The following is a 21,811-nucleotide window of genomic DNA, read 5'->3' as shown; positions in this document are numbered from 1 at the left end:
CTGATGACGCTGATCACCGGCGGACTGGTCGGGGTCTTCGCGCTGGCCGCGTTCCACATCACGTGCATCTCGCTGGCGACCGTGGCGCTGCGCCGGACGGACCGGGTCGAGGACCGCCACCTCTGCGCCGCGCTGATCTCGGCACAGGTGGTCGCGGTGCTGGTCGGCCTGACGTTCGACTCCTTCAGCTTCACCACCTTCTCGTTCACGCTGGCCCTGCTGTCGGGCCTGTGTGGCGCGGTGTGGCGCTTCACCCATCCGGCCCGCACCGTCCGGACCTCGACCGTCAACCGGTTGGGCGGCTGACGTGGCCGTACGCCCAAGAGACCGGACCGCTGTCGGGTACCGGACCGCGACCTGGTCAAGGTTGGCTCATCATGGGGCGCCGGCGCGAAATGGGCGCACAGTTGGGAAGGGCGAGGACTGACCATGGTGATGCGGGTACGGCCGGAACCGCTCCGCGGCCGGCCGAAGGTGGCGGTGGCGATTCCCTGCTACAACTACGGTCATTACCTGGCCGACTGCGTGCGGTCCGTGCTGGACCAGGAGGGCGTGGACCTCGACGTCATCATCGTCGACGACGCCTCCCCGGACGGCAGCGGCGCGGTGGCCGAGCAGCTCGCCGCGACGGATCCCCGGGTGCGCGCGATCGCCCGCGACCACAACGTCGGGCACATCAAGACCTTCAACGAGGGCCTGGACGCCGTGGACGGCGACTTCGTCGTGCTGCTGTCCGCCGACGACCTGCTCGCTCCCGGTTCGCTGGCCCGATCGGCCGCCCTGCTGCAGGCCCATCCCGACGTGGGCATGGTGCACGGCTTCGCGCTGACCTTCGCCGACGAGCTGCCCCCGGCGCGCGGCAACCTGCGGTCCTGGACGATCTGGCCCGGCCAGGAGTGGCTCGCGCGGATCTGCGGAAACGGCGGCAACCCGGTCGCCACCCCCGAGGTCATGATGCGGATGAGCACGATGCGCGACCTCGTCGGGTACGACCCCCGGGTCCCGCACGCCTGCGACTTCCTGATGTGGCTGCGCGCGGCCGCGCACGGGTCGATCGGCCGGCTCAACGGCGTCGACCAGGCGTACTACCGGGTGCACGGGGCCAACATGCACACCGAGCAGTACGGCGGCGCGATCACCGACATCGGCCAGCGGCACCACGCCTTCGAGATCTTCTTCGAGGAGGACGGCAAGGACCTGCCCGACGTCGACCGGCTGCGCGGCGCCGCGCGCTGGGCGCTGTCGCAGGAGGCGCTGGGAATCGCCCTCGACACGTACGACCACGGGCCGGAGGCGGCCAGCCCGCAACTGGCCAAGGAGCTGGCCGAGTTGGCGGTCGAGCTGGACCCGGCGGCGGCGGACTGCCGGCTGATGCAGGCGCTGCGGCGCACCGAGCGGCGCGTCGAGGCGGGCAAGGGTCCGATCGTGCCGCCGCGGGTCACCGCGCTGCGTAAGAAGGTCCGCCACCACCTCGAGTGGCGGCGCCGCCGGTGGTCCGGAGTGGAGAGCACGGTGAAGGCGAGATAATGCCGCAAGAGGCATCGCACGAGTTCGTTTCCAAAATCAAGAAGGCGCTCGTCTGGAGCACGGTCAACAACCTGCTCCTGCGGTTCGGCAATCTCGGGCTGGGCATCATCCTGGCCCGGCTCCTGGCTCCGGAGGACTTCGGCGCGTTCGCGGTCGCACTGACCCTGCAGAACGTGCTGCTCGCCCTGGCCGACCTGGGACTGAGCGCCGACCTCATCAGGACCGGCGACATCGAGGGCCGGGCGGCCACCGCCACCACGCTGACCACCGCCAGCGGAGCGGTGTTCGCATTGGTGATGTGCCTGGCCGCCGGGCCGTTCGCGAACGCGATGGGCAGCCCGGGCGCCACCAGCGTGGTCCAGGTCATCTCGCTGACCCTGGTGCTGGCCGGCATGTCCTGCGTGCCGTACGCCATCATGCAGCGCGACTTCCGCCAGCCGGAGCAGACCGCGCTGGGGCTCATCGCCCTCGTGCTCGACATGGTGATCACCGTCAGCCTGGTGCTCGCCGGCCTCGGCGCGATGGCGCTGGCGATCTCCCGGGTGATCACCCAGTCGACGACCACCGCCGTGCAGTTCTGGATGGTCCGGATGCGCCCGAAGTTCGGCTGGGACCGCAACATCGCCCGCGGGCTGGTCCGGTTCGGCATCCCGCTGGCCGCCGCCAACCTCGTCTACATGGCGATCGTGAGCGTGCCGAACCTCATGGTCGGCTCGATGATGGGCTCGGTGGCGCTCGGGTTCTTCCTGCTGGCGTTCAACATCTCGTCCTGGCCGCTGAACGCGCTCGGCGCGGCCGTACGCGCGGTGGCGCTGCCGGGATTCGCCCGGCTGACCGACCCGGACCGCAAGGCGCAAGGCTTCGGCGCGGCGGTGGCGGTGACCGCGGCCTGGTCGGCCCTCGCCGGCCTGCTGCTGTCGGCGCTGGCCGCGACCGTGGTGCCGCTGCTGTACGGCGAGAAGTGGCTGCCCGCCGCGGGGGCGCTGGCCGGGCTCGCGGTCTACGGTGCCATCCGCATCGTCGTGGAGCTGATGGGCAACTTCCTGGTCGCGGTCGGCGCGACCAAGCGGCAGCTCGTGGCCCAGCTGGTGTGGATCGGCACGCTGGTGCCCGCGATGGCGATCGGCATCAAGTGGGCCGGGCTGTCCGGGGCCGGCTGGGCGAACGCGGCGGTGGCCGGCCTGGTGATCGTGCCCGCGTACCTGTTGCTGGCGCGCCGGTACCGGGTCCGGGTCGCCCCGATCGTCGGCCGCATCGGGCTGGCGCTCGTCGCCGCGGTGCCCGCCGCGGCCGCCGGCATCTTCGCGTCCGGCGCCGTCGACAACCTGCTGCTTGCCTGCGCGCTCGGCGGCACGGCCGCGACCGCCGTCTACGCCGGCCTGCTCTACCTGCCGTTCCGGCGATGGCTGGCCCAGTTGGTCGCGATGAAGGAGTACGCGACCGAGGCGGCCGCCGAACCACTCACGACTCGTGACCCACAGTTGGCAGAGGTGACCACACGATGAGCAGACCCCGTTCCCGCGAGGTCCTCGGCGTTCTGAAGCGGGACGGCGCGCGCGGCCTCGCGCAGCGCGCCGCCCGCGTGGCGTACCGGCGGATGGGCGCGGCCGACCTGGAGAACCCGCTCGACTTCGACAACCTGACCGACTCCCGGGGCCTGAAGCTCGTGGTCCCGGACCGGCGCCCGGCCAAGGGCACGCCGTTGACGATCGGCTGGGTCAGCACCCCGCCGGCGCCCGGCTCCGGCGGCCACACCACGCTCTTCCGGATGGTCGAGGGCCTGGAGGCGGCCGGCCACAAGTGCGTGCTCTACCTTTACGACCGCTACCACGGTGACCCGGGCCGGCACGAGCAGACCATCCGGCGGTTCTGGCCCAAGATGCGGGCCGAGGTGCGGTCGGTCACGGACGGGCTGGCGCCGATCGACGCGTACGTCGCCTCGGGCTGGGAGACGGCGCACCTGATCGCGTCGGCCGCCGTACCGACCCGGCGGCTCTACTTCGTCCAGGACTTCGAGCCGTGGTTCTACCCGCTCGGCTCCCACCACGTGCTGGCCGAGGACACGTACCGGTTCGGCTTCCGGGCCATCACGGTCGGGCCGATGCTGGCGCACCTGCTCCAGGAGAAGTACGGCGTCACGGCGGCGGTGGCGGAGTTCGGCGTCGACACCGGCATCTACCGGCTGACCAACCCGGATCGACGCACGGGCGTGGTGTTCTACGCCCGGCGGGAGACCGCCCGGCGCGGGTTCGAGCTCGGCGTGCTGGCGCTGCGGGAGTTCCACCGGCGGCACCCGGACCACGAGATCCACCTCTTCGGCGACCCGAACGCGCGGGTGCCGTTCCCGGCCACCAACCACGGCGTGCTGCGGCCGGCCGCCCTGGCGGAGCTCTACAACCGTTGCGCCGCCGGCATCGCGCTGTCGTTCACCAACCTGTCGCTGGTGCCGGACGAGATGCTCGCCTGCGGCATGCTGCCGGTCGTCGGCCAGTCGGGCGGCTACTCCGAGGCCAGCATCGACAACCCGTACATCGGCTGGGCCCAGCCCACCCCGTTCGGGATCGCGGACGCGCTCAGCGACGCCGTAGGCCCGGATGCGCCGCTGCCCACGGTCGTCGCCGGGAGTGTCCGGACGACGCCGTGGGAGGTCGCGCAGCGGGTCGTGGTCGACGTGATCGAGGACGAGGTCTACGGGTACTAGGGAGTTTTGGGGGCCGGGGTGCCCTGCGAAGCCCGTCAGGCTTGATGTCTTCGCAGGTCACCCCGGCCCCCAAAACCGACCTGGTCAAGCAAGACGGCGATGGTTCAGCCTTAACAAGGGAGTTAGCGCCGACCTTTGAGTCCCCGGGGAAGTAAAGGTCGGCGGTAACTCCAGAGTTGGTGAGTGTTTCGACTGGAACGCCCTGGTCAGGTTTTGGGGCCGGGGTGACTCGCGAAGACATCAAGCCTGACGGGCTTCGCGAGGCACCCCGGCCCCAAAACCTCTTTAGCCGTGGTCAGAGCGCGGCGCGCAGCGCCGTGACGACCTGTTCCTGCTGGTCGGCGGTGATCTGCGGGTAGATCGGCAGGGACAGGATCTCGTCGGCCACCAGTTCGGTCCGGGACAGGTCGCCGGCCCGGCGCGCCACCTGCGCGAACGCCGGCGTCAGGTGCACCGGCACCGGGTAGTGGATCCCGGCACCAACGCCCTCGGCGTTCAGGGCGCGCAGCACCGCGTCGCGGCGGGCGGGTGTGCCGTCGCCGGGCACCCGCACGACGTACAAGTGCCAGACGTGCACGTTGCCGTCGAGGGTGACCGGGCGGACGACGTCGACCTGCGCCAGCAGTTCGTCGTACCGCGCCGCGGCGGCCCGCCGGGCGTCGTTCCACCGGGCCAGCCGGGCCAGCTTCGCCCGCAGGACCACGGCCTGCAGGGCGTCCAGCCGGCTGTTCACGCCGATGACGTCGTGGACGTACTTGGTGAGGCCGCCGTGGCTGCCCAGCCGGCGTACGGCCGTGGCCAGCTCGGCGGACGCGGTGACGACCGCGCCGGCGTCGCCGTACGCGCCGAGGTTCTTGCCGGGGTAGAAGCTCGTCCCGGCGATCCCCTCGAAGCCCGCCGGCCGTCCGTGCCGGGTGGCGCCCTGGCACTGCGCGGCGTCCTCGACGATGGCGACCTCCGCCGGCAGCGCGGCCCGCAGGGCCTCCACCGGAGCGAGCTGCCCATACAGGTGCACCGGTACGACGGCACGGGTGGCCGGCGTGACGGCGGCGAGCGCGGCGTCCACGTCGATCAGGTACGTCGCCGGGTCGATGTCCACCACCACGGTGGTGGCGCCGGTCCGGGCGACCGCCTCGGCGGTGGCGATGAAGGTGTTGGCCGGGAGCACGACCTCGTCGCCGGGCCCGATGCCCACGGCCCGCAGCGCCAACTCAAGCGCGTCGGTGCCGTTCGCGACGCCCACGCAGTGCGGCAGGTCGCAGAACTCCGCGTACTCCCGCTCGAAGGCGGCGACCTCTTCGCCGCCGACGAATGCGGTGTTGTCCAGGATGCGCTTGAAGCCGACGGCGACGTCCTCGGCCACCTCGACGTGCGCGGCCTGCAGATCGACCAGGGGGATCAACGTCCAGCGGCCTTTCGGAGTACGGCGACCACGTGGTCCTGGTCGGCCTCGGTCAACGCGTGGTGCAGGGGAAGGATGAGCGAGTCGTTGGTGATCCGCTCGGTGACGGGCAGCGGCGCCGACGGGGCGTCCGCGTACGCCGGCTCCAGGTGGGCCGCCATGATGCCGCGCCGGGCGGAGACGCCGTTGGCGGCCAGCTCGGTGAGCACGTCGTTGCGGCTGGCGCCGAAGTCGTCGGTCAGCAGCACCCAGAACGACTGGAAGTTGCTCTCGCCGTACGCGGGGTCGCGCACCGGCACCGCGCCGTCGAGGTCGGCGAGCAGCTCGTGGTACCGGGCCGCGAACGCCCGCCGCTGCGCGACCAGGCCGGCGAGGCGGTCGAGCTGGACCAGGCCGATCGCCGCCTGGATGTCGGTCATCCGGTAGTTGTAACCGGTCTCCAGGTACGCCTCCAGCACCGGCTGCGTGCTGGCCTCGCGCTCGGCGGCGGACATGTTCATGCCGTGCTCGCGCAGCCGGCGCAGGCGGGTCGCCCACTCGGCGTTGTCGGTGGTGAGCATGCCACCCTCGCCGGTGGTGATCACCTTGCGCGGGTGGAACGACCAGGCCGACACCAGCGAGCCGGCGCCCACCGGCTGGCCGTACGCGGTGCTGCCGGCGGCGCAGGCGGCGTCCTCGATGAGCGCGACGCCCCAGCCGTCCGCGGCGGCCCGCAGCGCGTGCACGTCGGCCGGCATGCCGCCCTGGTGCACGGCGATGACGGCGCGGGTGCGCTCGGTGCGTACCGCGTCGATGGTCTGCACGGTCAGGTTGCCGGTGGCCAGCTCGACGTCCGCGAACACGGGCGTCGCGCCGACGTACCGGGCGGCGTTGGCGGTCGCGATGAACGACAGCGACGGCACGATGACCTCGTCGCCGGGGCCGACCCCGACCGCGATCAGCGCCAGGTGCAGCGCGGTGGTGCAGGAGCTGAGCGCGATGCCGTGCTCGGAGCCGGTCGCCGCCGCGAACCGCTTCTCGAACTCGGCGACCCGCGGGCCCTGCGCGACCCAGCCGGACCGGATCGCCTCCGTCGCCGCCTGCGCCTCCTCCTCGCCCAGCATGGGCAGCATGACAGGGATGCGCTTCATGCGGCGCCCTCTCCCGCGAGGCGGGTGGCGCGCCACCACTCGACGAGGTCGCGCAGGCCGTCGCGCAGGTCGATCTCGGTGCGGAAGCCGAGCTGCTCGGCCGCCGCGCTGGTGTCCGCGAGCCGGCGAGTCACCGCGTTGACCTTGCGGGCCGGCCCGAACTCCGGCGCCAGGTCGGACTTCATCACGTCGCTGAGCGCCTGGGCCAGCTCCCGGAGGCTGGTCTCCTCGCCGCTGGCGACGTTGAAGACGTCGTCGGTGATGTCGGCCTCGGCGGCCAGGATGTTGGCGCGGGCGATGTCGGCCACGTGCACGAAGTCCATGGTCTGCAGGCCGTCGCCGAGGATCAGCGGCGGGGTGCCGCCCTCGATGCGCTCCATCCAGCGGATCAGCACCTCGGTGTAGAGGCCGAAGACGTCCATCCGCGGGCCGTACACGTTGAAGTAGCGCAACGCCACGTAGTCGAGGCCGTACATGCTGTGGAAGCTGCGCAGCATGCCCTCGTTGAACGCCTTCGCGGCGCCGTAGAACGTGTCGTTGTTGTACGCGTGGTGCCGCTCCGTCGTGGGGAACTCCTCGGCGAGGCCGTAGACCGAGGCCGAGGACGAGGCGACGACCTTGCGTACGCCGGCGGTCTGCGCCGCTTCCAGCACGTTGAAGGTGCCGTCCACCAGGACCTCGTTCGCCAGGCGTGGCTCTTCGGCGCACTGGGTGATCCGGATGGCGGCGAGGTGGAACACCAGGTCCTTGTCGCGGGACAGGTCGTGTACGAGCGGGACGTCGCGGATGTCGCCCTCGACGATCCGCACCGGGCCGTTCGACAGGGCCCATTCGACGTTCTGCCGGCGACCGCGGACGAAGTTGTCCAGGATGACGACCTCGCTCGCGCCGCCCTTCACGAGCAGGTCGACGACGTGCGACCCGATCGTGCCGGCGCCGCCGGTCACGAGCGCGCGGGTGCCGCGGATCGGCACGGCGGCGCTCATCGCTGCACCGCCAGCGGGATCATCGCACCGCCGTTGGCGAGGCTCTGCGACGCGGCTTCGAGCATGGCGAGCACCCGAAGGCCGGAGTGCCCGTCGGTCAACGCGGGCGCGCCCGTGCGGATCGCGGACCCGAATTCCTGGATCATGCTGCTCAGTGCCTCTCGTTCTATGAGAGCGGGGGCGACCATGTCGCCGGTCCGGTAGGAAACAAAGACATCCCGGCGCTCGTCGGCGCTGAGTTCTTCGGGTACGGCCACGTCGACACCGCGGTCGAAGATGGACAGCCGTTGGGTGGGATTGAGGTCATCCCAAACAAGGGTCCGTTTCGAGCCGCCGATGATTGTGGTGCGCACCTTGATGGGTGACATCCAGTTCACGTGCAGGTGGGCGATTGCCCCGGTGTTGAGCTGTAGCGTCACGAAGCCTACGCAGGCCCGGCCGGCACCGATCGGGTCGGCGCCGTGCGCGCTGATCGCCACCGGATGGATACCGAGCGGCAGGATGAAATCGATGATGGACAGGTCGTGCGGGGCCAGGTCCCAGATCACGTCGATATCGCGCTGCACCAAGCCGAGGTTGATGCGCACGGAGTCGAAGTAGTGGACCTCGCCGAGCTCCTCGGTGTGCAGCGCCTCACGGATGCGCTTGACCACGGGCGTGTAGCAGAACGTGTGGTCACACATGAGCGTGAGCCCGCGCTCCTCGGCCTCCGCGACCAGCTTCAGGCCGTCCGCGTACGTGGCGGCGAGCGGCTTTTCCACCAGTACGTGCTTGCCTGCCCGCAACGCCGCCATCGCCACGTCCAGGTGGGTGCCGGCCGGTGTCGCGATGGCCACCGCGGACACCCGGGGATCCGCCAGCACCTCGTCGAGGCGGTCGGTCACCTCCACGGTGGAGTAGCCCCCAGCACCCGGCGCGCCCGGGCGGGATCGAGGTCACATAGCCACCACAGCCGAAAGTCGGCGGAGTTCTGGAAGTTGCGGACCAAGTTGGGGCCCCAGTAGCCGGCGCCGACGACGGCAACGCCGATCGGCTCTGAACCGTCGCCCGGACGGGGAAAGCTCACGAGTCCTCGCTCTGTTGGGAGTTGTGTACGCACTGTTGCAAGCTTGAATCGGCCGAATGAGCGGCCGCGCCCACGCAAACTACCTGGTCGCAATGGTTGCTGCGAAGGACTGACGGAAATCCGGCACACCTCGGTCCGTCACCGGGTGGCGCGGTATTGTCACCGGGCACATCCGCATGCGGGAAGGACACCTGTGACGCAGTCCAAAGGTCACGTACGCGTACAGGCAAGCGCGGACGTTGACCCATCGGCCCACCTTGGCGACGGTACTTCGGTCTGGCACCTCGCACAGGTAAGGGAGGGTGCATCGGTCGGACGGGGATGCAATATTGGCCGGGGGGCCTACGTCGGTCCGGGTGTTCACATTGGCGACAACTGCAAGCTGCAGAACTACGCACTCGTCTACGAACCCGCTCAACTCGGCGATGGTGTGTTTGTCGGCCCGGCCGCGGTTCTGACAAATGACGAGTACCCCCGCGCGGTCACGCCATCCGGTGAGCTGAAGGGCGCCGACGACTGGACCGCCATCGGCGTGACGATCGGCGACGGAGCCGCGATCGGCGCCCGTGCGGTGTGTGTCGCTCCGGTCACCGTGGGCCGCTGGGCGCTGGTCGCCGCCGGTGCCGTGGTCACCAAGGACGTGCCCGACTTCGGGCTCGTGGTCGGGGTCCCCGCGCGCCGGGTCGGCTGGGTGGGCCGCGCCGGCGTTCCGCTGGTCGGCAAGGGCGACGGCCGGTACGTCTGCCCGAAGACCGGCGACGAGTACCAGGAATCCGATGGACGGCTGACGGAGTTGGAGAACTAGCTCCGATGGCCATCGCCGTCAAACCCATCACCGGTTCGGATGTTCCGGCGGTAGCCGATTTTCTGCACGCGCAGCTGAACAGCCGGGTCTCCGCCGATGCGTGGCAGCGCGCCGTCGACGTTCCGTGGAAGGTCGACGCGCCCAACCACGGCTTCATGCTCGTGGACGGCGACGCCGTGGTGGGTGTCTACCTCGCCTTCTACTCCGAGCGTGTCATCGACGGGCGGCGCGAGCGCTTCTGCAACCTCGGCGCGTGGTGCGTGCTGCCCGAGCACCGCTTTCACAGCCTCCGCCTGCTCAAGGCCCTGCTCGCGCAGGAGGGCCTCCACTTCACCGACCTGTCGCCGAGCGGCAACGTCGTACCGATGAACACCCGGCTGAAGTTCGAGTTCCTCGACACGGCGACGGCGATCGTGCCCGCCCTGCCGCGACCGGGGTGGTTCGGCCGGGGGCGGGTCAGCGCGGACCGCAGCGTCATCGAAGACACGCTCACCGGCGACGAGCTCGAACGCTACCGCGACCACGCGGGCACGGCCGCCGCTCGGCACGTCGTGCTGGTCCGGGGCGGCGAGTGGTGTTACGTCGTCTTCCGCAAGGACCGGCGCAAGCGCCTGCCGCTGTTCGCCTCGATCCTGCACGTGAGCAACCCCGAACTGCTGCACGCCATGAGCGGCCGGCTGGTCCGGCACCTGCTCTTCAAGCACGGCGTCCTGGCGACGCTCGCGGAGCTGCGGGTGGTCGGGCGCCGGCCACGGCTGTCGCGGATGCTCGGCTCCCCGCGCCGGAAGATGTTCAAGAGCGCCAGCCTCGGCCCGGACCAGATCGACTACCTCTACAGCGAGCTCGTCTGCGTCGCCTGGTGAGGCGTGGATCCAACAGGAGAACAGGTACATGCACACCCGACTACACGACATCGTGGCGGCCGCGGCGTCGCGGGACGGCGACGCGCCCGCGCTCACGTACAAGGATGTGACGCTGGGGTACGCGGCGCTCTGGGAGCAGGTCGGCCGGGTGGCCGGCGGGCTGCACCGGCTCGGCCTGCGCCGCGGCGAGCGGGTGGCGGTCTACCTGGAGAAGCGGATCGAGACGGTCGCGGCCGTGTTCGGCACCTCGGCGGCGGACGGCGTCTTCGTGCCGGTCAACCCGCTGCTGCGGCCGAAGCAGGTCGGCTACATCCTCGCCGACTGCGACGTGCGGGTGCTGGTCACCTCCGCCGAGCGGTACGCGGCCCTGCGGGACGAGTTGGCCGGCTGCCCGTCCATCGAGCACGTGGTCCTGGTCGGCGGCGAGCCCGCGCCCGACCCGCGATACACGGTCAGCCGGTGGGACGACCTGGCCGGCGGTGAGCCGTACGCGGGCGGCGCCGCGATCGACATCGACATGGCGGCGATCCTCTACACGTCCGGCAGCACCGGCAAGCCGAAGGGCGTGGTGCTGTCGCACCGCAACCTGATCGCTGGCGCCGACAGCGTGAGCGGCTACCTGCGCAACACCTCGGACGACGTGATCCTGGCGGCGCTGCCGCTCAGCTTCGACGCGGGCTTCAGCCAGCTGACCACCGCCTTCACGGTGGGCGCCCACGCGGTCCTGATGAACTACCTGCTGCCCCGCGACGTCGTCCGGCTCTGCGCCAAGCACGGGGTCACCGGGCTCACCTGCGTACCGCCGCTGTGGATCCAGCTCGCCGACCAGACGTGGCCGGCCGACGCGACGCGGCAACTGCGGTACTTCGCCAACACCGGCGGCCGGATGCCCAAGTCCACTTTGGACAAGCTGCGCGCGATCTTCCCGGGCGCGGCGCCGTACCTCATGTACGGGCTCACCGAGGCGTTCCGCTCGACGTACCTGGATCCGGCCGAGGTCGACCGGCGGCCGGACTCGATCGGCAAGGCCATCCCCAACGCCGAGATCCTCGTCGTACGCCCGGACGGCACGGTCACCGACCCGGGGAGCAGGGCGAGCTCGTGCACCGCGGCGCGCTGGTCGCGATGGGGTACTGGAACGACCCGGAGCGCACCGCGGAACGCTTCCGCCCGGTGCCCGGCCGGGAGGGCGCGCTGCTGCCGGAGTTCGCGGTCTGGTCCGGCGACCTGGTCGTCCGGGACGAGGACGGCTTCCTCTACTTCGTCGGCCGCGGCGACGAAATGATCAAGACTTCCGGCTACCGGGTGAGCCCGGCGGAGATCGAAGAGGTCGTGTACGCCACCGGCATGGTCCGCGACGCCGTCGCGATGGGGGTCGACGACGCGGACCTCGGCCAGCACATCCTGATCGCGGTCAGCCCGCCGGCGGGCGCCGAGGTGGACGAGGCCGCCCTGCTCGCCGAGCTGAAGCGCCAGCTACCGCTCTACATGCTGCCGAAGCAGATCGTGGTGCGACCCGAGTTGCCCCGCTCGCCCAACGGAAAGTTCGACCGCAACCGGCTGCGTCAGGAGCTGTCGTGAACGTGCACCCCGCCATCGCCGCCTTCGCCACCGAGGGCGGCGCGCTCAGCGTCGGCGGCATCCCGGTCGACCGCCTCGCCGAACGGGTCGGCAGCACGCCCTTCTTCGCGTACGACCGGGGCCTGCTCACCCGCCGGGTGGAGTTGCTGCGGTCGGTGCTGCCGTCCGGCATCGACCTGAGCTACGCGGTCAAGGCCAACCCGATGCCGGCGGTCGTGCAGCACCTGAGCGGTTTGGTGGACTCCTTCGACGTGGCCTCCGCGTTGGAGATGCGCGTGGCCCTGGACACCCCGATGCCGGCGACCCGGGTCAGCTTCGCCGGGCCGGGCAAGACCACCGCCGAGCTCATCCAGGCCGTCGCGGCCGGCGTCACGATCGAGATGGAGTCGGAGAACGAGGCCGACCGCGTCATCGCGATCGGCGAACGGCTGGGCATCCGGCCGCGCGTGGCGATCCGGGTCAACCCGGACTTCCAGGTCAAAGGGTCCGGCATGCGCATGGGCGGCGGGCCGCAGCAGTTCGGCATCGACTCGGAACGCGTACCCGCGGTGCTCAAGGACCTGGCCGTGGCCGACCTCGACGTGCTCGGCTTCCACGTCTTCGCCGGATCGCAGAACCTGCGCGCCGAGAGCATCTGCGACGCGCAGCGCCAGACGGTCGAGCTGGCACTGCGGCTCGCGGAGGACATGACCGGCCCACTGCGGTACCTCAACCTCGGTGGCGGCTTCGGCATCCCGTACCACGAGAAGGACCAGCCGCTCGACGTCGCGGCTGTCGGCGCGAACCTGGCCGAGCTGCTGGACGGGCAGATCCGGCCGCACCTGCCGGAGGCGCGCGTCGTGATCGAGCTCGGCCGCTTCCTGGTCGGCGAGTGCGGCGTGTACGTCACCCGGGTCGTCGACCGCAAGCAGTCGCGCGGCAAGACGTACCTGGTGGTCGACGGTGGACTGCACCACCAGTTGGCGGCGTCCGGCAACTTCGGTCAGGTGATCCGCCGCAACTATCCGCTCGCGATCGGTAACCGGATCGGCGCCGAGCCGGACGAGACGGCTACCGTGGTCGGATGCCTGTGCACGCCGCTCGACCTGTTGGGCAGCGACGTACCGTTGCCCCGTGCCGACGTCGGCGACCTGGTCATACTGTTTCAGGCCGGCGCCTACGGCCTGACGGCAAGCCCGACCGCGTTCCTCAGCCATCCCGCACCCGCCGAGGTGCTCGTCTGATAGAGGGGTCCGCATGGATCTGACCGGCACAGCGACTACCGAGGACGTCAAGGCCGTCCTTGCCCAGACCCTCGGCATCGAGGACCGCGCGGCCGACATCGACGCGTCCACCCCGTTGCTGGGCAGCCTGCCCGAGCTGGACTCGATGGCGGTGCTGGAGCTCGTGGCCGCGCTGGAGCAGCGGTTCGGCATCACGATCGACGACGAGGACGTCACCGCCGAGGTGTTCGAGACGCTCGGCACGTTAACCGCGTTCGTCGACGGCAAGCTGCACTGAACCGGTGTTTCGCCGCAACCGGCTGACCGTCGGCCTCATCGCGGTGCCGGCCATCGGCCTCGCGGTGGCGATGATCCTGATGGGCATCGCGCGCCTGCGTCCGGCCGACAACGTCGCCCTGATCGAACCGACAGCCGGTCCCTCCGCGACGTCGAGCAGCTCGTCCACGCCGTCCCCGTCCGCGTCCGCGACGCCGGGCGGCGTGGGTCGCCTCGGCGCCAAGCCCAGCGCGTCCGCCACCTCCGCGCCGGCCGATTCAGAGCCACCGTCCCGGAGCGGGTTTCCCAACGCGGGCAACACCGGCGTGCCCTCGGGCACGAGCCTCAAGGCGTATTCCGGGTCGTGCACGATCACCAAGGCCAACACGGTCATCGAGGCCAAGACCATCAAATGCGACATCGCGGTCAAGGCCAAGAACGTGGTGATCAAGAAGAGCCGCATCAACGGCCAGATCATCTCCGAAGGCAGCGGATCGGTGCGGATCGAGGACAGCGAGATCGACGGCGGCACCGGCCAGACGCACACGGTGGCGTTCGAGAACATCACCGTCCTGCGGACCGAGATCCGTGGCGGCCAGACCAACGTGAACTGCCGCAGCAACTGCCTGATCCAGGACTCGTGGCTGCACGCGCAGTACATGCCGGACGGCGAAGACTGGCACCTGGACGCGTTCCTGTCCAACGGGGGCAGCAACATCCGGCTGATCCACAACACGCTGGCCTGCGACCACCCGGGCAACTCCAGCGGTGGGTGCAGCGCGAACGCGGCCATCTTCGGTGACTTCTCGGCCAACTCGAACTACACGTTCGACCGCAACCTCTTCGTCGCGTCGGAGAACACGCCGTACTGCGCGTACGGCGGGATGGACACCAAGAAGCCGTACGGCACGCAGGTGCAGGGCATCGTGTTCACCAACAACGTCTTCCAGCGCGGCAAGAACGGCAAGTGCGGCACATACGGCCCGATCACCTCGTTCGACGGCTCCAAGTCCGGCAACGTGTGGCGCAACAACGTCTGGGACGACGGCAAACCCGTACCCCCCGCGCTGTAACCCCCGCCCGCGCGGCCCGGGGCCGCGCGGCGCCCCGGCCCCGCGCTGCGGCGCTGCGTCGATCAAGGGCGAATGGTCGTGGTTTGATCTCCAAACCACGACCATTCGCCCTTGATCGACGGCGGATTCCTTGATCGAGGGAATGACCACGGCGGCCCCAAGGGCCCACCGCCCTGCCCGGCCGGCCCGCGTCGATTGCCCCCACCGGACGCCGCCCGCGCCGCGTCGATCAAGGGATTCCGCGTCGATCAAGGGCATATGGTCGTGGAAAAGAGATCCAAGCACGACCATATGTCCTTGATCGACGCGGAATCCCTTGATCGACGCAAAGAGGGGGGCACGCGAAGAAGGGGCCGGCGAAGCCGGCCCCTCTTCAGCGTGTGGGTCAGGAGGCGTAGATGGAGAACTTCGCCGTGGTTTTGGCGGAGTTGCCGTACGTCGATGGCCAGGTACCGAAGGTCTGGCTGGCCGTGGACCAGGCGCCCTGCCCGGTGCTGCCGGTGTCGAAGCTCATGTTGTTGTCGCCGTTGGTGTTGTACATGAGCCAGTAGGCCGTGTTGGCGGCGAGCGTAGCGGTGACCGGCCGGGTGTTCCACGCGTTGGCGGTCAGGGTGCCGGAGGCGCTGGACGCCACCAAGGTGCTGGGCGAGCCGCTGCTGTCGGTGTAGATGGCGAGCTGGAACTGGTTGTTGCTCGTCACCGTCGTCATGTAGACCGACATCGAGGTGATCGACATCGCTGTGGAGCCCGTGACGAACCGGGATCCGTTCATGTGGTTCTGCGACCCCTCGTCGACCTGCGCCCCGATCTGGTTGTAGCCCAGCGTCGGACCGCTCGGCGTGGCGGTCGTGAACGAGAAGGTGTAGTTGGCGGCCATGGTGTTTCCGGCCGAGTCGTTGACGCCGGGGTTGCCCTTGACGGTCACCGTGTACCCGGCGCCACCGGTGAGGGCGGCGCTGGGCGTGATGACCGCCGAGGTGGTCCCGGCGTCGTACGCGACGGTGCGGTTGACGAGGGTGCCGCCACTGGTCCGCAGCTCGATGTTGCTGGCGTTGATGGTGCTCGCGGTCATCGGCTCGCTGAACTTCACCGTGATCGGGTCGGTGGTCGACGCCGTCGTCGACCCGTTCGCCGGGGTGCTGGTCTGCACCGTCGGCGGGACCTCAACGCCGGACGCGTCGTACGCGTAGATGGAGAACTTCGCGTTCGACAGGGTGGCGTTGCCGAAGGCACTCGGCCAGGAGCCGTACGCCTGCGACGAGGTCGACCAGCTGCCCGACCCGCTGCTGCTGGTGTTGAAGCTCATGTTGTTGTCGCCGTTGGTGTTGTACATGAGCCAGTAGGCGGTGTTGCCGGCGAGGATGGCGTTGACCGGCCGGGTGTTCCATGAGTTGGCGGTCAGGGTGCCGGACGTGCTGGACGCCACCAGGGTGCCGGGCGAGCCGTTGCTGTCGGTGTAGATGGCGAGCTGGTACTGGTTGTTGCTGGTCACGTTGGTCATGTAGACCGCCATCGTGGTGACCGTCTGCCCCGCCGCGCCGGTGACGAAGCGCGACCCGTTCATGTGGTTCTGCGATCCGGAGTCCACCTGCGACCCGACCTGGTCGAAGCCGAAGACGGTGGAACTGGGCGGCGTCGTCGTGAACGAGAACGTGTAGTTGCCGGCCATGGTGTTGCCGGCCGAGTCGTTGACGCCGGGGTTGCCCTTGACGGTCACCGTGTAGCTGGCGCCGGCGGCGAGGGCGGCGCTGGGGGTGATGACCGCCGAGGTGGTGCCGGCGTCGTACGCGACGGTGCTGGTGACGAGGGCGCCACCGCTGGTACGCAGCTCGATGTTGCTGGTGTTGATGGTGGCGCTCGCCATCGCCTCGCTGAACCGCACCGTGATCGGGTCGCTCACCGCGGCCGACGTGGAGCCGTCGGCGGGGGTGGTGGAGACGATCGTCGGCGCGGCGCTGTCGCCCGTCGTGTACGTCGCGACGTAGTTCCCCGTCGAGGCGGTGAAGAAGGCGTACTGGATGCCCTTGATGGTCTGCGAGGTGAACGAGACCGAGCTGCCGCCGCGTGTGATGCTCGACAGCGTGCCTGCGGACGACGTCCTGGGCACCATGCCGCGCAGCCCGTTGGCGCCGCCCGCGACGGTGAAGCTCAGCTCGTTCCCGTCCCAGTCGATGGACTGGAACGAGGAGCCGTCCCGCCCGTCGAGCCAGGTGAGCATCTGCCGCCCGGAGACCACCGGCACGCCGCGGTCCAGTGCGGCCTCGACGACCGAATTCGACGGCAGGTTGGTCGCCGAGTCGGTGTGCATGTTGGCGGTCAGCGCCGCGTAGTAACCCTCCGCGCCGAGCGCCTTGTCCAGCAGGGTGTCCACGGTGAACGGGTACGTCTGGCCGGACTCGTCGGTCATCTGCGTGGTGGCCTGCCAGACGTCGATCGTGCTGCCGTCCTGGTCGGCGAAGCGCATGATCTGGCCCGTGCCGTTGAAGTACCCGGGCCGGTTCTGCACCCAGGACTGCGGGTAGTAGTAGTAATCCGTGTCCAGCCGGATGTCGTGGGCCAGCTTGGTCTTGGCGTTCGTGGCCCAGTCGTCCCACTCGACGCAGTGGGTGCGCGAGCTGTCCGGGTACGGGATGCCGGTGTACTTCGCCTTCCACGTGTCGAGCTGGTCCTCGTAGAGGGTGTCGAGGCTCGCCGCGCTGCCCCACGGCCGGCAGTTCGTGTTGGGGTGCAGGCCGACCTCGAAGCCCTCGGCGTTATACGAAACCGCCTGTGCATTGGTGAGCGTGGTGTTGGTGTACACGTACGAGCTGGAGCGGATGCATTCCCAGTTCGCGACGCTACAGCCGCTCGGGCTGTACGCCTTGTACTGGTCGAACCGGGCGGGCGTCGCGCCGTTCGCGGCGTGATCATCACCGGTCATGATGATCACCGCCTTCTCGTCCCGGGGAAATACCAGAAGCGCGGCAGCGGCTTCTTCGACTGATTCATCTGCAGGATCATGTTGGCGAGCAGGCGCTGCTGTTCGTCCGCGATGGGGATGAGCCGCTGGTCAACGGTGTTCCAGTCGGGAACGCCATTGGGCGCGCCGATGAACATTTCGTGCGCCTGATATCCGTCGATTCCGTCGCGTTCCTGCCCGGACCAGGCGACGTTGCCCTGGCGGGTCAGGACGATCGAGCGGGCCAGGTCGTACGTGAACGCCGCCGCCTGACCGCCCTGCGAGCCGACCGACCGCAGGGTCACCGCGGGGTTCGCCGTCGCCGTCGTCGCGTTGCTGTAGAGGGTCGCCACGGCGGTCGCCCCGTTGAGCGTGTACCGGTCGGCCGTGCCGTGGTACTGGATCGACGTGTTGACGATGCCGGCGCCCGGACCGCTGTTGCTGATCCGCAGGTACGCCTCGGCCAGCGTGTCCGAGCCGGCGGTCAACCCGAGCACAGAGGCGAGTTGCTTGTCCGGCCGCATGGCGATCAGGTCGCCGCCGCCGGTGACCCAGGTGCTCAGCATGGAGACCTGGGTGGCGGTCAGCGGCATCTCGCCGAGGATGGCGACGTCGTAGTTGGACAGCGTCGAGGCGGACACGTTCGCGATGTCCATCAGCCGGTAGTAGTTGATGCCCTCGGCCTTGAGGATCTCGGCGTAGTAGGTGGTGAACATGTTCGCCGAGCTGCCGATAACGAGCACCGGGCCGCCCGGACCACTGTTGGAAAGCGGCGGCGGTGGCGGCGGGTCGTCCGTGGTGTACGTGGCGTAAATGGAGAAGTTGGCACCGCCGTTCGCGGCGGAGGTGAATGTCGTGGGCCACGTCCCGAAAGGCGTACTCGACGAGCTGAAGGTGCTCGTGCCACCACCGTTGTACCGCATATTGTTGCGGTTACTGGCGGCGCCGTTCGTGTTGTATATCAGCCAGTACGAGTTGTTCGCCGTCAAATTCGCGGTAATGGCGATCGTATTCCACGAACTTGCCGAAAGCGTACCCGTGGCGCTCTGCGCGATCAGCGATCCCGGCTTGTTCGCTGAATCGGTGTAGATGCCCACCTCGAACTTGTTGTTGGGGGCCGAGCTGATCTGGTCCACGTAGACGCTCATGCTGGTCACGGCGCCGTCCGTGCTGCCCATGGTGAAGCGCGAGCCGCTCAGGTAGTTACTGTTGTCGGTGTCTACCTGACTACCGACCGCAGTATTTCCGAACGTGCCGGTGGCCGCCGTCGCCGTTGACGGCGGTACGAGGGCGACCGCTGCTACAGCCGCCGCGAGAACGAGCGCGAGGCGGGGGACATCTTTATTCATCTATGGTTCTCCGAGGGCAGAGGACGTGGTTGAACCGGGCCCCGTGAAAATTGCCTAGTTGCCAGATGATAAGCGGCGGACGCCAACTCCGGATCTGCCACTTTCGGCCAAAGACAGTGGACTGTCCATGATCTGTCGTGAAATCGACTCGACGGCGTTCACCCTTTGGGGTAAGTGCACAAGGCGAACCGGTCAGGCCGCATCGGATATATGGCCTACCTGACCCTTCGACAGCGCGTACGTGGCCCGGCCGAAGGCGACCGGCCGGATCGGCTCCACTGTGGTGGCCGTACGCCCGATGGTGTCGACCGCGATCCGCCAGAGCCACATGGTGATCTTGTCACCACGGTCGCGGGACGTTCCTAGCGGGACTCCTGGCGGGGCACCAGCACCTCGCGGATGATGAGCTGGACGGCGGCGACGGCGGGGATCGCGACCAAGGCGCCGATGACGCCGAAGAGGGCCACGCCCAGCAGCGCGGCCACGATCGCGGCGACGTCGCTGACCTCGACCGATCGGCGCATCACCTTCGGGTAGATCAGGTAGTTCTCGACCTGCTGGTAGACCAGGAAGAAGATGACGCAGGCGATGCCGACGCTCAGCGAGCTGGCGAACCCGACCAGGCTCACCACCACGGCGCCCAGCGTCGCGCCGATCTGCGGGATAAGGTCGCACACCGCGACCACCACGGCCAGCGCGAACGGGTACGCCACGCCCGCGACGATGAGAAAGACGTACGTGCTGACGCCGGCGACGATCGCGATGGCCAGCGCGCCCACCATGTAGGCGCCGACCTTGGTCAGGATCTCGTCGGTGATCAGGGCGACCCGCTCCCGGCGGGTGGCCGGCACGAGCTGGTACGCGCCGGCCTTCATCCGGTCGAAGGCGGCCATGAAGTAGATGGTCAGCACGAGCACGGTCAGCACCCGGAAGATCGTGCCGAAGACGAGCGAGGCGCCGCCCAGCACGCCGCCGAGCGCGCGCGAGACGTTCGCCGGCGTGACCACCGACGAGGCCCGGCTGACGATGTCGTACCGGTCGTTGAGGTCGCGGATGGTGGCGTTCTCGTTGAGCTGGTCGATGTACTCCGGCAGTTTGTCGATGACCTGGCCGGACTCGGTGACGACCGGCGGTACGAGCGCGAAGAGGCCGCCGCAGAAGAGCAGCAGGACGGCGAACGTCACCACCGCCACGGCGGCGCCGCGGGCAGGCCCCAGCGGGTCAGCCGGACCACCGCCGGGTTCAGCCCGATGGCCAGGAACAGCGCGATGAAGATCAGCAGAAGGATGCCGGCCGCGTTCTGCACGGCCAGATAAGTGGTGTACGCGAGCAGCAGCCCCAACCCGCCGTAGAACCCGATGAGGAACGGGCTGCGCCCCAGCGGGCGACCGAGCCGGCCGAACTTGCCCGAGGGCGGCGGTATGGGCTCCTCGTCGGGCGTGCCTTCCTCCAGCGTGCCTTCCTCCGGCGTGGCGTCGGCGTCGTTTTGTGCCGGCCGCTCGTCTGCCATTGACCCCTCCCACGCTGGTAAACCCCGTGGCAGGGTAACGGCACCGGGCCAGTTACGCGACCTTGCCAGCGGCCTCGGTCTCGGCCGGGTCCGCCTCGGACGCATCCGCCGCCTCGCTGGCCCGCTGCGCCGTGGCCTTGGCCTCCACCACGTTGCGCTCGGCCTGCTCGGCCGTGCGCTGCGCGTCGGTCAGTCGCTGGCGCTCGGTGGCGAGCTGCTGCTGCACCTCGGTCAGGCGGCGCTTGAACTGGTCGCCCTCCTGGCGCGTCGCCACGGTCTGCTGCTTGACCTCGGCGAGCGCCTGCTGGGCCTGCGCCACCTGCTGCTGCACCTCGGCGAGCAACTGGCCGGCCGCGGCGGTCTCCTGCTGGGTCGACGCGAGGTGCTTCTGCGTGGTGGCCACGTGCTGCTGGGCCGTCGCCGCCTGCTGCTCCGTCTGCCGCCGCACGGTCGCGGCGTGCTCCTCGGCCTCGCGCCGGATTCCGGCCGCGTGCTCCTCGGCCTGGCGCCGGAGCTCTGCGGTGTACCGCTCGGCCTCGGCGCCACGCTGGGACACCTGCCGCTCGATGCCGGCCCGCCACTGCCCGAACTCCTGCTCGGCGCCCGCGCGGCGTTGGGCGTACTCGTGGTCGGCGGCCGCCTTGCGCTGGTTGATTTCCTGCTCGACGCTGGCCCGCCACTGCGCCAGCTCCTGCTGGGCCTGGGCGCGCGTCGCCTTGACGTACGAGTCGGTCTCCGCGCGGGTCTGCTCCACGAACTGCGTGGTCTGCGCGGTGATCCGCTTCGCCTCCTGCTTGGCCTGGGTGAGTGCGCCCTCGGCCTCGGCGCGCATCCGGGCGACCCGCTCCTCGGCGGCCTTGATGGTGGCTTCGGCCTGCTCCTGCGCGCCCGCGACGGCGGCTTCCGCGGCGGCCCGGCGTTCGCCGGTGGCCTTCTCCTCGTCGGCCCGGCGGGCGGCGAGGGCGATCTCGAAATCGCGTACGGCGTCGGCCGCGCGGGACCGGGCCTCGCCGACCGCGCGTTCGGCTTCGACGCGCTGGTCGGCCAGCTCCTGGCTGGCGCTGCTGCGGATGTCGTCGGCCTGCTCCTCGGCGAGCGCGAGGATCTGCTCGACCCGCGGGCCGAGGTGCCGGAACGACACCTTGTCGATCGTGGCGGCCTGGCGGCGGACGTTCACCATCTCGGCCTGGAGCTGCTCCACCTGGGCGGCCAGGTTCTGGATCTGGGCGTACGCCTGCTCGCGTTCGGCGGCGAGCGTGGCTATCTCGCCCTCCGCACGGGCGACGTAGCGGTCCACCTGGCGTCTGTCGTAGCCCCGCATCGCCGTCTCAAAGGACGGTTCCGACGACACACCATCACTGAGACCGAATAGCTCTCCGCCGTGCGACATGCCCTCCATCCT

The 21,811-nt window shown here is 69.6% G+C and carries 19 protein-coding genes and 1 pseudogene; 11 read left to right on the top strand and 9 right to left on the bottom strand.

Annotation, left to right across the window (positions count from 1 at the left end; genetic code table 11):
- Positions 1–3 precede the first annotated feature (3 nt).
- The 4 genes from Prum_RS13810 (at position 4) to Prum_RS13795 (ending at position 4,228) form a co-directional block, all read left to right on the top strand.
- On the top strand, positions 4–306 hold the full coding sequence (locus Prum_RS13810) for a hypothetical protein (protein WP_173076951.1): 303 nt from the start codon (positions 4–6) through the stop codon (positions 304–306).
- A gap of 123 nt (positions 307–429) precedes the next feature.
- On the top strand, positions 430–1,527 hold the full coding sequence (locus Prum_RS13805) for a glycosyltransferase family 2 protein (RefSeq protein ID WP_173076950.1): 1,098 nt from the start codon (positions 430–432) through the stop codon (positions 1,525–1,527).
- Positions 1,527–3,032, top strand: a complete 1,506-nt coding sequence (locus tag Prum_RS13800) for an oligosaccharide flippase family protein (RefSeq protein WP_173076949.1) — start codon at positions 1,527–1,529, stop codon at positions 3,030–3,032. Before Prum_RS13805 ends, Prum_RS13800 begins: the two co-directional genes overlap by 1 nt.
- Positions 3,029–4,228 carry a rhamnosyltransferase WsaF family glycosyltransferase gene (locus Prum_RS13795; RefSeq protein WP_173076948.1) on the top strand — a complete coding sequence of 400 codons (1,200 nt, stop codon included), beginning with the start codon at positions 3,029–3,031 and terminating at the stop codon, positions 4,226–4,228. The genes Prum_RS13800 and Prum_RS13795 overlap by 4 nt, the downstream gene beginning before the upstream one ends.
- 295 nt (positions 4,229–4,523) lie before the next feature.
- On the opposite strand, the gene Prum_RS13790 is transcribed toward Prum_RS13795, so the two are convergent.
- Genes Prum_RS13790 through Prum_RS13775 form a run of 4 tightly spaced genes read right to left on the bottom strand, consistent with a single transcriptional unit; the run spans position 4,524 to position 8,630 of the window.
- Positions 4,524–5,630 (bottom strand): DegT/DnrJ/EryC1/StrS family aminotransferase, encoded by a 1,107-nt coding sequence (locus Prum_RS13790; protein WP_173076947.1) that lies wholly within the window; start codon positions 5,628–5,630, stop codon positions 4,524–4,526.
- A complete protein-coding gene (locus Prum_RS13785; protein WP_246277878.1) occupies positions 5,627–6,760 on the bottom strand; it encodes a DegT/DnrJ/EryC1/StrS family aminotransferase in 1,134 nt (377 codons plus the stop codon). Before Prum_RS13785 ends, Prum_RS13790 begins: the two co-directional genes overlap by 4 nt.
- Entirely contained in the window at positions 6,757–7,746 is a 990-nt protein-coding gene (locus tag Prum_RS13780) for an NAD-dependent epimerase/dehydratase family protein (RefSeq protein WP_173076946.1), read from the bottom strand. Before Prum_RS13780 ends, Prum_RS13785 begins: the two co-directional genes overlap by 4 nt.
- Positions 7,743–8,630: a Gfo/Idh/MocA family protein gene (locus Prum_RS13775; protein WP_218577233.1), complete on the bottom strand. Its 888-nt coding sequence runs from the start codon at positions 8,628–8,630 to the stop codon at positions 7,743–7,745. Before Prum_RS13775 ends, Prum_RS13780 begins: the two co-directional genes overlap by 4 nt.
- Before the next feature lie 327 nt (positions 8,631–8,957).
- Here Prum_RS13775 and Prum_RS53775 point away from each other — a divergent pair, with 327 nt between their 5' ends.
- From Prum_RS53775 to Prum_RS13745, 7 genes are read left to right on the top strand one after another with little or no spacing between them, the layout of a single operon-like run.
- Positions 8,958–9,617 (top strand): acyltransferase, encoded by a 660-nt coding sequence (locus tag Prum_RS53775; protein WP_308785431.1) that lies wholly within the window; start codon positions 8,958–8,960, stop codon positions 9,615–9,617.
- A gap of 5 nt (positions 9,618–9,622) precedes the next feature.
- Positions 9,623–10,480, top strand: a complete 858-nt coding sequence (locus Prum_RS13765) for a hypothetical protein (protein ID WP_173076944.1) — start codon at positions 9,623–9,625, stop codon at positions 10,478–10,480.
- Between the two features lie 28 nt (positions 10,481–10,508).
- Positions 10,509–11,765, top strand: coding sequence for an AMP-binding protein (locus Prum_RS13760; protein ID WP_218577232.1), 1,257 nt, complete (start codon positions 10,509–10,511; stop codon positions 11,763–11,765).
- Positions 11,654–12,061 carry an AMP-binding enzyme gene (locus Prum_RS53770; RefSeq protein ID WP_218577231.1) on the top strand — a complete coding sequence of 136 codons (408 nt, stop codon included), beginning with the start codon at positions 11,654–11,656 and terminating at the stop codon, positions 12,059–12,061. The genes Prum_RS13760 and Prum_RS53770 overlap by 112 nt, the downstream gene beginning before the upstream one ends.
- On the top strand, positions 12,058–13,284 hold the full coding sequence (locus Prum_RS13755; RefSeq protein WP_173076943.1) for a pyridoxal-dependent decarboxylase, exosortase A system-associated: 1,227 nt from the start codon (positions 12,058–12,060) through the stop codon (positions 13,282–13,284). The genes Prum_RS53770 and Prum_RS13755 overlap by 4 nt, the downstream gene beginning before the upstream one ends.
- A 13-nt stretch (positions 13,285–13,297) precedes the next feature.
- Entirely contained in the window at positions 13,298–13,561 is a 264-nt protein-coding gene (locus Prum_RS13750) for an acyl carrier protein (protein WP_173076942.1), read from the top strand.
- Between the two features lie 4 nt (positions 13,562–13,565).
- Positions 13,566–14,612 (top strand): hypothetical protein, encoded by a 1,047-nt coding sequence (locus Prum_RS13745; RefSeq protein WP_173076941.1) that lies wholly within the window; start codon positions 13,566–13,568, stop codon positions 14,610–14,612.
- A 385-nt stretch (positions 14,613–14,997) separates the two neighbouring features.
- Here Prum_RS13745 and Prum_RS13740 read toward each other — a convergent pair whose 3' ends face one another.
- The 5 genes and pseudogenes from Prum_RS13740 to Prum_RS13720 form a co-directional block, all read right to left on the bottom strand.
- Complete coding sequence (locus Prum_RS13740; protein WP_173076940.1) at positions 14,998–17,532, bottom strand: Ig-like domain-containing domain; 2,535 nt, start codon at positions 17,530–17,532, stop codon at positions 14,998–15,000.
- Positions 17,533–17,537: 5 nt separating this feature from the next.
- The gene (locus Prum_RS13735) at positions 17,538–18,899 is read right to left on the bottom strand and encodes a hypothetical protein (RefSeq protein ID WP_173076939.1); all 1,362 of its coding nucleotides are present in this window, start codon (positions 18,897–18,899) and stop codon (positions 17,538–17,540) included.
- 192 nt (positions 18,900–19,091) lie between these two features.
- Complete coding sequence (locus Prum_RS13730; RefSeq protein ID WP_173076938.1) at positions 19,092–19,229, bottom strand: hypothetical protein; 138 nt, start codon at positions 19,227–19,229, stop codon at positions 19,092–19,094.
- Between the two features lie 32 nt (positions 19,230–19,261).
- A pseudogene (locus tag Prum_RS13725) lies at positions 19,262–20,514 on the bottom strand (AI-2E family transporter).
- A complete protein-coding gene (locus Prum_RS13720; RefSeq protein WP_173076937.1) occupies positions 20,462–21,706 on the bottom strand; it encodes a coiled-coil domain-containing protein in 1,245 nt (414 codons plus the stop codon). Before Prum_RS13720 ends, Prum_RS13725 begins: the two are co-directional and overlap by 53 nt.
- Positions 21,707–21,811 lie beyond the last annotated feature (105 nt).

The organism is Phytohabitans rumicis (assembly GCF_011764445.1).
Lineage (GTDB): Bacteria > Actinomycetota > Actinomycetes > Mycobacteriales > Micromonosporaceae > Phytohabitans > Phytohabitans rumicis.
Note: the sequence above shows the minus strand (reverse complement) of the source record. Positions and strands in the feature narration are given on the sequence as shown.

Excerpts from the sequence above, each read along its gene's own strand:
- Prum_RS13735 (WP_173076939.1), bottom strand. The coding sequence starts at position 18,899 with ATGAATAAAGATGTCCCCCGCCTCGCGCTCGTTCTCGCGGCGGCTGTA.
- Prum_RS13805 (WP_173076950.1), top strand. The coding sequence starts at position 430 with ATGGTGATGCGGGTACGGCCGGAACCGCTCCGCGGCCGGCCGAAGGTG.
- Prum_RS13785 (WP_246277878.1), bottom strand. The coding sequence starts at position 6,760 with ATGAAGCGCATCCCTGTCATGCTGCCCATGCTGGGCGAGGAGGAGGCG.
- Prum_RS13750 (WP_173076942.1), top strand. The coding sequence starts at position 13,298 with ATGGATCTGACCGGCACAGCGACTACCGAGGACGTCAAGGCCGTCCTT.
- Prum_RS13765 (WP_173076944.1), top strand. The coding sequence starts at position 9,623 with ATGGCCATCGCCGTCAAACCCATCACCGGTTCGGATGTTCCGGCGGTA.
- Prum_RS13730 (WP_173076938.1), bottom strand. The coding sequence starts at position 19,229 with ATGTGGCTCTGGCGGATCGCGGTCGACACCATCGGGCGTACGGCCACC.
- Prum_RS13810 (WP_173076951.1), top strand. The coding sequence starts at position 4 with ATGACGCTGATCACCGGCGGACTGGTCGGGGTCTTCGCGCTGGCCGCG.
- Prum_RS13795 (WP_173076948.1), top strand. The coding sequence starts at position 3,029 with ATGAGCAGACCCCGTTCCCGCGAGGTCCTCGGCGTTCTGAAGCGGGAC.
- Prum_RS13780 (WP_173076946.1), bottom strand. The coding sequence starts at position 7,746 with ATGAGCGCCGCCGTGCCGATCCGCGGCACCCGCGCGCTCGTGACCGGC.
- Prum_RS13760 (WP_218577232.1), top strand. The coding sequence starts at position 10,509 with ATGCACACCCGACTACACGACATCGTGGCGGCCGCGGCGTCGCGGGAC.
- Prum_RS13740 (WP_173076940.1), bottom strand. The coding sequence starts at position 17,532 with ATGACCGGTGATGATCACGCCGCGAACGGCGCGACGCCCGCCCGGTTC.
- Prum_RS13800 (WP_173076949.1), top strand. The coding sequence starts at position 1,527 with ATGCCGCAAGAGGCATCGCACGAGTTCGTTTCCAAAATCAAGAAGGCG.